The sequence below is a fragment of the Candidatus Melainabacteria bacterium RIFOXYA2_FULL_32_9 genome (genome assembly GCA_001784615.1).
Lineage (GTDB): Bacteria > Cyanobacteriota > Vampirovibrionia > Gastranaerophilales > UBA9579 > UBA9579.
On record MFRQ01000075.1, the window covers coordinates 1 to 9378 of the forward strand.

A 9378-nucleotide genomic window follows, 5' to 3' on the forward strand; every position below is an offset into this window, starting at 1 on the left:
CAATTTAATAGGAATAGAAGTCTCCGATCTAATAAATTTCCTAATAATAAGAGACGATGCCTGTGATGCCTTAACCTGATGACATTGCATTTAAACCAACTTGTTTTGCTGTGAAGGATCTTTTTCACCCTGTTTATTTTTTGTGCAACTTTTGCCCAAGCTACAACTATTCTTTGATCTTGTCTATCGATAGTTTACCTGCAAAAGATGGAGCTTATTTTCCAGTTGGACTAAACCTGTAAACTTGCATCACTTGCCTTTCCTTTTTTAAGACTTAAATAACATGACCATTTTTAGTAAAAGCAAAAGCTTATGAAAAATTGTCTGTTTAGCTAAGGATAATATATTTATTTTAATATTTAATATTCTTTATACTTATACAGTTCTTGTATTTGTATTTTTAAAGTTATATTTCAAAAGTATAACAACACTCTTTTAGCATGATAAACTCGATAATTTAATGTGTTATTATATTAATTATACAAACATAGTTAACTTTAAGGGTAGCAAGCTAAGAGAGTGAGAGATGAAAGAGTTAACGGAAAATAGTATGACTGTTGTTATATTATCAATAGCACTGTCAGCAAGTATTATTTGTTCTTCTAAAGCTTACACTGACTTGGGAGAGGTATTTTCTACTGGACCAAGTAACCAAACTGCGGTTGAACAAGCGGAAATTCGTGAAAGGTATGTTCCTCCAACCAGAAGTTTTGATAGAAAAAATGCTGTAGTCCATAAAAAGATGAAAAGGTGGCTTAACGGCAAGCCAGCTATAGTTAATATACTTGTTATTAACCCTAAAAAGAGTGGTGTTGTTGTTAAACCATCTTTTGGCTCGTATTTTATTAACAGTGTTAAAAGTGTGAAAGAAATTGTAAATAGAGAAGATGCACTAGCTGGAATAAATGCATCTTACTTTAAACCTGATAATGGTGCGCCTCTTGGATTAGCAATATTAGATGGAAATATTATAACAGGCCCTTTATATAGAAGAGTAAGCTTTGGGGTGACCAAGGATAAAGAATTCAAAATGGGCAAAGTAGATATTACAGGGAAAATAAATATAGGGGAAGACTTAAAACTTAGACTCTTTAATATTAATCAACCTGTATTTAGTAAATATGCTTTTACTGTTTATACGGATAAGTGGGGAAAGCGTACACCGATAACATCTCAGCATTACTCTCATATAGTTGTAGCGCATGATAAGGTTCAATATATAAAAAATAGTAGTGTTCCTGTGCCAAGAGGTGGTTATGTACTTGTAGGTCCTCATTATCTTGTTGCAGGAAAAATAAAGCAGCATGAAAGAGTTGATTATTCTATGACATTAATTCCTGATGATTGGAATGATAATATTGAATATGCAATAAGTGGTGGGCCGTATTTAGTTAAAAACGGCAAGATATTTATCGATAAACAGAAATTTACCAGTAATTTCTTATGGACAAAAGCTCCTAGAACTGCTGTAGGGTTTACAAAAGGTGGAAGCCTTGTTATGGTAACAATAGATGGAAGACAAAAAGGTGTTACTGAAGGAGCAACAATAACTGAATTAGCTAAAATTATGCATGAATTAGGTACTTATGATGCTATGAATCTTGATGGCGGTACTTCCACTCAAATGGTAGTTAATGGCAAGCTAGTTAATTATCCGTCTGTTAAAGGCGGAGGCAGGGTAACTAATGCTCTTGTAATAGTGGCACCAGTTTTTGCTGCTGAGTAAGGTTTAAAGAATAATAAATCTGGAATTGGCTCCTATACATAGTTATTTGTGCCTTGATTTAGAAAGTTCTTCTATAAACTCGATATCTTCAGAGATTAGTTTCAGGTTATCATTAATAGTTTTTAATCTTTCTTTGAGGGTAAGAATACGGTTATAGAGGTGATTTTTCTCTTTTCCCATTAACAAACCTTTCTTGAAATTGTGATATGATTAACTTGAAAAGTTATAGAAAACCACCCTAAAAAGTAATTTAGGGTATTATTTTAATATTTTTAGTCAAAGTCAAAAGGGGGTTATCTATGACATTCTCAATATAAACGATAAGAAAAAACCTGTCAAGTGCAAATTTTGGGGAAACAAATTGATTGATTAAAATGCTTGTTATAACTAGAAAAATAAATGAGATATTAAAAAGAAAAAATTTATCTTGTCATAAGTTAAGTCAATTAGTAAATTATAAAATCAGTTCATTTGATGAAATGGTAAAAGGGAAAAGACCTTTTCCCGGTCATGTTATAGAAAGACTGCTTCCCATTTTAGAGGTCTCTCAAGAAGAGTTTGAAGGTTGGATACTTACAGATAAATATTCAAGAGAGATTATAGAACTTGCAATAAAAGCTAAAAAAGAAGCTTGCTGTCATTTTGAGCGAAGTAAAGAATATCATGGATCCTTCGCTATCACTCAGGATGACCCGCCCTGTCATTGCGAGCCTCCAAAGGAGGCGTGGCAATCTAATAATAGTTCAGATAAAAGCGATAATACCGAGCAGGAAAGATTGGTTCGTCACTGCATTCCTCGCAATGACAATGCCAAAGACAAAGATATTAATAAATTAATCCTGACAACTAAAATAGACTCAATCCTGCAAGAAAAAGGCATTTCAAGAACATCTTTAAGTAAACAAATAAATTATAACCAAAGCGCTTTAAATGCAATTATAACTGGTAAAAGAACTATGTCTAAAACTGTCCTTGAAAGACTGGCAAAAGTTCTTAAGATTTCTCAAAATGAAATTATGAGCTGTATTATAGCAGATAAATATAACTTAAAAACCTTAAAATTTGCTGTCAAAGAGAAAAATGAATAATGCAACTATAAAATTAAGCGATTTTTATTTCTTGATTCTTTCTTTTACGCCTGTTAATCAGGTCAACAAATGCTTCTAATCTTGTAATGAAACCTGCTTTTCCCATTTGTTCATCTAAAACCAGAGATAAAACAGGGATATCTCTTTCTGCTCTTATATTTGGAAGTATGTTTTGAGCTATGATTTCTGGCATGCAAGTAAACGGTAATAAATGAACTATCCCATCACTCTTAGAATAGCTTGCGTATGCTGCATCACCAACTGATTCTATTGCATCACCGCCAATATCTCTTTTTAGAAAATCACTGGCAAATCTTGCTGCTCTTTCTCCATGAGCTTCAGTGGATCTTAAGAAAGGAGGAATTAGGAATGTTTTGGTCCAATCACTAATATTTAACTTTCTATGAACATGAACCCCCAATTTTCCAAGTTCTTTTTCTATTTCAAGATTAGAGAAATAATCAATTACTACATAAATCTCTCCAGTTAAGTCGATATGTATAACGTTTTTATCTTTATCTATAGGTGTAGATGAAATCTGGTCCATTGCATGCTTGAAGGCTTTTTTGGTGGTACTGAAAGTCATAGCTTCTTCTATGGCTTTTAGTCCTCTTCGATACCTAATATCCGCACTTCCTGTCTGGATTTCTCTGGCTCTATAATATGCAAGAGAATGATCTAATTGATCTAAAAGATCAACTTTGATAAGTGCAAGATTAATGGCTTTAATAATATCAATAGGATTACCATTGCCAGTAGCTTTCTTAAACCCTGTATATAATTCCTTTAATTTGCCTTTATAAAGATCAAAATTGATAAATTCAACGTCATAGCCCATATCTATAAGGGCGGTTCTTGAAGAATTACTGTATTGGCCAAGCCTACATATGCCAGGACTATCAATCATAAGAAGCGCTTCAGCACCAGCTTCAATAGCTTCAATATAATTGCCTAAAACTAACTTATAAGGCAAGCATACAGCTTCAGGGCTATTTCTGGTGCCTAGTGAAAGCGTTCTCTTACAATTATAAGGAGGGATTATAACATCGCCCCCTAACATTTTAAGGGCGCTTCCAACCGCTATATATAGATTTCCCATATGAGGAAAGGTGATTTTCATAATAGTGCCTCAATACTTTATCTGTGTAAAATGAATATTTCATTTTTTTTAAACATTTGTTTTTATGTGTTCTATTTCAGCACGTATTCTTTGAGCTTCTAAATCGTCCTGATATATTTGTCTGTTAAGAGATTCAACGATAATAGCACGTTTTCTTCTTAGGAGCATATCGGTGTATGCTTCTAATCTTGTAATGAATCCTGCTTCTCCGGTATGTTCATCAATAGTAAGATTCAGTACAGGTTTTCTTAACCTCTTGGCATAACGGGTTATTCTTTCAATCATAAGAGAATCAGGGCCGCAACCAAAGGCTGTAATACTGATAATTCCATCAATATTATCATCTTTTAAGAAATATCCCGCTGCTCCTGTCATTTCATATTCATTTGCCCAGTAAAGCTGTGTGTTTAATACTTTTATACCTTCACTCATTTGTTCTTTTGTGAGATTATCTGCTGTATAAGATTTTACTCCAAGCTTTTCAAGTTTCTTGAAAATTTTCATACTCACATGCTCATCATATAAGTTATACCCATGGGATACTACAGCAACATTAACGGGAAAATCGTTATGAGCTTTAGTAATTTCAACTTTACCTGCTATAGCATTTTTTATAGCATCATCCACAGACATACCGGCTCTTGTCATAATCAAGTAATTATTCATGCATTCCCAACCTGCTTTTGATGCTTGTTTAATCCTCTTTTTGTCAGTAATTCCTAATGGAGCCACAGATTCATACAAGTATTCGTATAATCCTTGTTTAGGAACTGATTTGTCTAAGGTTGGTTCTATTAATAAATAATTTCTTTTTACTACATTTCTAATTAAATCAGGTAAGCCCCTTAGTTTTGAGCAATTATAGATTTTGGGCTCTATTGATTGGATGCTTGGAGAATATATTACATCTACGCCTTTATTTAGAAGATCAATCACGTGTCCTACATATACTTTTACGGGGAGGCAAGTTTCAGAAACAACGAGAGCGCTACCTTGTGAAACAATCCTTTTTGTTGTCTTTCCAGATAAGACAACCTCAATACCAAGGTCGTTGAAGAAACCATGCCAGAATGGATAATACATATAATATCCTAGTGCCCTTGGTATACCTATTTTCATAATATTTCCTCCTTATAGCCTTTTAGGCTGTGATTTTCATTCTTTTACGTCTGTACATTAAGTCTACAAATGCCTCTAATCTGGTTATAAATCCCGCTTTTCCTTGATGTTCATCCATTAGTAAGGAAATAACAGGTATATTTTCTTTTCTGCTCACATGAGGAAGAATACATTGACTGACTATTTCAGGATTACAGTTAAATGGACCGATATGTACAACGCCGTCAACATTTTTTTGGGCTGCATAAATTGTATCTCCTATAGATTCAATGCATTCACCGCCAACTGCTCTTTTGATATAATTACCAGCAATTCTAAATGCTCGTTCTCTGTGAGATTCTTTTTTATGTATCCATCTTGGAAGTAATACACTGTTTGTCCAGTCTGAAAGCATAATTTGCCTTTCAACTTCAACTCCGAGCAATCCAAGTTCTTTTTCTATTTCCATGTTTGTAAACTGATCAAGAAGAACAAAAAATTCACCTGTTAGGTATATTTTTAAAACTTCTTTATTTTGGTCTATTGGAACAGAGTCATATTTATTTATAGTTGCTTGAATGGCGTCTTTTACTTCTTTAATGGTAATAGCATTATCAATTGCCCGTACTCCTGCTTTATATAATTTTTCAGCAGCTCCCGGGTTAATTTCTCTGGGTCTGATATAAAATAACTTTCGCTCGATAACATCAAGAGCATCAAATTTAGCAAAACCCAATCTAATTCCATATAGAATCTTTGAAATACTGATATTTTGACCTATTGCCTGGCTGAATTTGTTTGAGATTTCTATTAACTTGCCTTTATACATATCAAAAATGACCATTTCAAAATCATATCCAAGTTCTCTGAGCTTTGCTTCAGCCATAAGGGCATAATTTCCCAATCTGCAGGTTCCAGGTGCATTAAACATTAAAAGTACATTTGCTCCAGATTCCAGAGCTTGAATGTAATTGCCTAAATTAAGCTTATAAGGCAGACATACTGTCTCAGAACTGTGCCTTGTTCCATAATTTAGAGTTTCTATATTATTACTTGGAGGCAATAAAAGATTTGCCCCCATTGTTCTTAACATAGCACTAACAGGAATACTAATATTCCCCATTCTGGGAAAAGAAATTATTCTTTCTTTTTTAGTATTTCCCTTTTTTATTTCTAAAGCTTGGCCCATGATCTAATGTTCAGTCCTTAACTCAAGATATTTATCCGGTCCGCCGTCGATACACTTTTCCTGGCAAATTCGCCAGCAAGTTTCGCAATCTACACAATCATTTGGATTAATTTGTATAATATCGTTATTTTTTGTTATTGCATCTACCGGACATGCTGGAATGCATACGTCGCATTTTATACAATTTTCAGTGTTAATTTGTCTTGGCATGATTTAACTTTACTCCTTAGAGAAATTATACGTTGATTAAGTCCTTAGAAATTTGTTCTATAGCAGATAAATCTTTACCGCATTTGCAGCCACCATTTGCTTCACATCCGCCATGTGCTCCACCTACAGGAACCTTACTGCTGCATAATATTTTCCTATCGTGGTAATATTCTCCAGGTAATGGGAATAAGGTCATATAATAATCTTTCGCCCAATTTTCATCCATAACTTTAGCAACGGATTCTGCATATTTATCGATTTCTTGCATTATTTCGGGTCTGGTAAGATAATCCGCTGCTCCTTTATGGGTTTCATATGGCTTAAATTTCTTATAATATCCTCTAAGAACCCATGGCCTATCAACAATCATACAAGGTCTCAGCATATTACCATCGTATGGAGCTCCTTTTCTGACTGCTTGCATAAATGGACTAGCAAGTGCATCTGTTAGCGTAGAAGTTTTTACGTTATGTGTAGCTAAGTGTACAAATGTACAAGCTTCAACGTCACCTTTAGCGTTCACGTGTATATATTGTCTTCCACCAGCAATGCAGCCCATCATTTCTGGACCATCACCCCAGAAATCCACGGTCATCATTGGCAGTGTATTTCTGGCATTATAAACAGCTTGTTTTATAGTCTCTCTTTGTTCTGCTGTTGGCATTAATGTTGCATCCGGATTTTCACCAACCGGTACGTAATGGAATACCCAGGTCCATAAGCTGCCTTTGTCAGATAACATTTTCATGTATTCATCTGATACAACTTCTTCAGCGTTTTCTTTTGTTGCAGTTAAGCTTACTCCAAAGAATATCCCTTCTTTTTTAAGCTTATCCATCTTTTCCATTACCATTTGGAAAGTTCCCTCGCCTCTGATTTTATCAGTAGCTTCTGTCCAGCCGCCTAAACTAAACATAGGAGCAACGTTACCTAATTTTTTGATTCTTGCAATTGTTTCATCAGTCAGCATTGAACCATTTGTGAACACCATAAATATACAATCAGGATAAAGCTCAACGAGATCAAGGAAGTCTTTGCGAATAAATGGTTCACCGCCAACGACGGGCATTATATGTACTCCCATTTCGTCTCTTGCTTCATCAAATACTTTTTTCCATTCATCAAAACTTAAATCTTCTTTGACTACATAATTATGAGCCCAACATCCTGTACAATTGAAGTTACATTTCTGAGTTATGCTGGATAAGAGCACTGTTGGAGGGTAAAATCCATTTTTCTCATGGAATTTTGCCCGTTTTCTCTGGTTATCAGCATAGTATCCGTGCACAAAGAAATTAACCAGAAATTTATTTCTACAATTTGGATCAAGTTCATTAATAATTTTTTGCCACCAGGATAAATGAGGGTGGTCTGTTTCAAATAACCATCTCATTCTTCGTGCGTGTCTAACAGATCCTTCTGATCCGGCTATTTTTTCGAATAATTTTGTTAACGTTATCAAATTTTTCTTACTAGACGTTCCAATTAAGTTTAAAATTTGTCCAATGACGAATTCTGTACCGATTTGCTTGAAATAATCAATATAGCCCTTGCCTGCTCTTGCTTTCCACATTAACTCTTGAGGTAAAACTCTCATGTGTCTCTCTCCTTTTAAAAAATATCACGGTTTCTAAGGTATGGAGTATTGTTATATGAAAGTAATGATATTTTTAAATAAATACGTTATTTCACTTATAAGAAAAACATAAAAATATAAAGAAATGCCTTAATTGAACTAGTTTGTAAATAAATGTAAATGCAACACTTGCGTTAAAAAATAAAAAAAGCCTACTTTCCTTTAAAGAGAGAAGACCAAATTTACGGAACCTTATTGTTATTAGTTTAGGTTTAATTTCTTATACTAAACTCGCATCCACAATAACTTTGTCTATAGAGATTGTACTTTTGGGAAAGATCTAAACTTTTTTTGAAACCATCATTTTTTTTGAAGTCAGCTCCTAAAAAATAAATATTGTATTTAGCCTCAAGTTCTTTCCCTATTTCATTGATTATTTTGGCGTTTTTATGAGGACTGATTGTTAAAGTGGTAGTAAATCCGTCAAAATTTCTCTTTTTAGCGAATATAGCAGTCTCCTCAAGTCTTAACTGAAAGCAGAGTCTACATCTAGTGCCACCTTCTTTCTCTTGTTCAAGCCCTAGCATAGTTTCATGCCATCTGTTAGGGGGTTCATTCTTTACACTGATTTTATATTTTTTTATCTCTGAATACAATAATAATTCTTCTAGCCTTCTTGTATATTCCTCATGTGGGTGAATATTAGGATTATAGAAAAACCCTTCAATACTAAAATTTTCGCTAATTAATTTTTCAAAAACATAAGTAGAACATGGTGCACAGCATGTGTGTACCAGCAATTTTTTATAGGATTTAAGGTTTTCAAGATTATTATGCATTTTTAAAATAAATTATTTTGTGTATTTAAGTGCCATTTCTTTTAATTCAGGATAAGGCATTAAACCTTCATGCTTTTTAATACCTATAAGATATGAAGGAGTTGCTTCTATTCCAGTATTTATTGCTCTATTAATGTCTGCTTTTAATTGCTTTTTAGCTAAAGGATTGTGAGCATCTTTTTTGAGTTGCTCCATATTGAGATTCAATTCTTTAGCTAATTTAAGGATTTTTTCTTCGGATAAATCTTGCTGATTTTCGAAAAGTAAATCAATGAGTGCCCATTTTTTTCCTTGTTTTTCTGCGGCACGTGCATATAAAGCAGCAAGACAACTATTTTTATGAGCGGGGTTATTTACTTTAGGATTACATGCACCACCTAATGGAAAATCATGGTGAACCACCTGCACATCGGGCACTTCAGAAACCAATCTATGTAACATCATATTTGAGATAGAGCAATATGGGCATTCAAAGTCTGTATATTCGTGGATTATCAGTTTTGGATTTTTAGAACCTAAAATGTTACCTGAA

The 9378-nt window shown here is 33.8% G+C and carries 9 protein-coding genes and 1 pseudogene (1 of these 10 only partly in view); 2 read left to right on the forward strand and 8 right to left on the reverse strand.

Going from position 1 to position 9378, the window contains the following annotated elements; all coding sequences use genetic code 11:
- The first annotated feature begins 526 nt into the window (after positions 1–526).
- Both A2255_10990 and A2255_10995 read left to right on the forward strand, forming a co-directional pair.
- Positions 527–1726, forward strand: a complete 1200-nt coding sequence (locus A2255_10990) for a hypothetical protein (protein OGI20983.1) — start codon at positions 527–529, stop codon at positions 1724–1726.
- 374 nt (positions 1727–2100) lie between these two features.
- A complete protein-coding gene (locus A2255_10995) occupies positions 2101–2814 on the forward strand; it encodes a hypothetical protein (GenBank protein OGI20984.1) in 714 nt (237 codons plus the stop codon).
- A gap of 13 nt (positions 2815–2827) precedes the next feature.
- On the opposite strand, the gene A2255_11000 is transcribed toward A2255_10995, so the two are convergent.
- The 8 genes and pseudogenes from A2255_11000 to A2255_11035 form a co-directional block, all read right to left on the reverse strand.
- The gene (locus A2255_11000) at positions 2828–3934 is read right to left on the reverse strand and encodes a hypothetical protein (protein ID OGI20985.1); all 1107 of its coding nucleotides are present in this window, start codon (positions 3932–3934) and stop codon (positions 2828–2830) included.
- A 48-nt stretch (positions 3935–3982) separates the two neighbouring features.
- Positions 3983–5053 (reverse strand): hypothetical protein, encoded by a 1071-nt coding sequence (locus tag A2255_11005; protein ID OGI20986.1) that lies wholly within the window; start codon positions 5051–5053, stop codon positions 3983–3985.
- Positions 5054–5075: 22 nt separating this feature from the next.
- Positions 5076–6221, reverse strand: a complete 1146-nt coding sequence (locus tag A2255_11010; protein ID OGI20987.1) for a hypothetical protein — start codon at positions 6219–6221, stop codon at positions 5076–5078.
- 3 nt (positions 6222–6224) lie between these two features.
- A complete protein-coding gene (locus A2255_11015) occupies positions 6225–6431 on the reverse strand; it encodes a hypothetical protein (GenBank protein ID OGI20988.1) in 207 nt (68 codons plus the stop codon).
- 25 nt (positions 6432–6456) lie between these two features.
- The gene (locus A2255_11020; protein OGI20989.1) at positions 6457–8028 is read right to left on the reverse strand and encodes a hypothetical protein; all 1572 of its coding nucleotides are present in this window, start codon (positions 8026–8028) and stop codon (positions 6457–6459) included.
- A gap of 251 nt (positions 8029–8279) precedes the next feature.
- On the reverse strand, positions 8280–8846 hold the full coding sequence (locus A2255_11025) for a hypothetical protein (protein OGI20990.1): 567 nt from the start codon (positions 8844–8846) through the stop codon (positions 8280–8282).
- 12 nt (positions 8847–8858) lie between these two features.
- Positions 8859–9254: a hypothetical protein gene (locus A2255_11030; protein OGI20991.1), complete on the reverse strand. Its 396-nt coding sequence runs from the start codon at positions 9252–9254 to the stop codon at positions 8859–8861.
- Positions 9255–9369: 115 nt separating this feature from the next.
- Positions 9370–9378 (reverse strand): annotated as a pseudogene (locus tag A2255_11035) (hypothetical protein); it runs 552 nt beyond the window's last position.

Coding starts and splice junctions, on each gene's coding strand:
- A2255_10990 (OGI20983.1), top strand. CDS start 527: ATGAAAGAGTTAACGGAAAATAGTATGACTGTTGTTATATTATCAATA.
- A2255_10995 (OGI20984.1), top strand. CDS start 2,101: ATGCTTGTTATAACTAGAAAAATAAATGAGATATTAAAAAGAAAAAAT.
- A2255_11000 (OGI20985.1), bottom strand. CDS start 3,934: ATGAAAATCACCTTTCCTCATATGGGAAATCTATATATAGCGGTTGGA.
- A2255_11005 (OGI20986.1), bottom strand. CDS start 5,053: ATGAAAATAGGTATACCAAGGGCACTAGGATATTATATGTATTATCCA.
- A2255_11010 (OGI20987.1), bottom strand. CDS start 6,221: ATGGGCCAAGCTTTAGAAATAAAAAAGGGAAATACTAAAAAAGAAAGA.
- A2255_11015 (OGI20988.1), bottom strand. CDS start 6,431: ATGCCAAGACAAATTAACACTGAAAATTGTATAAAATGCGACGTATGC.
- A2255_11020 (OGI20989.1), bottom strand. CDS start 8,028: ATGAGAGTTTTACCTCAAGAGTTAATGTGGAAAGCAAGAGCAGGCAAG.
- A2255_11025 (OGI20990.1), bottom strand. CDS start 8,846: ATGCATAATAATCTTGAAAACCTTAAATCCTATAAAAAATTGCTGGTA.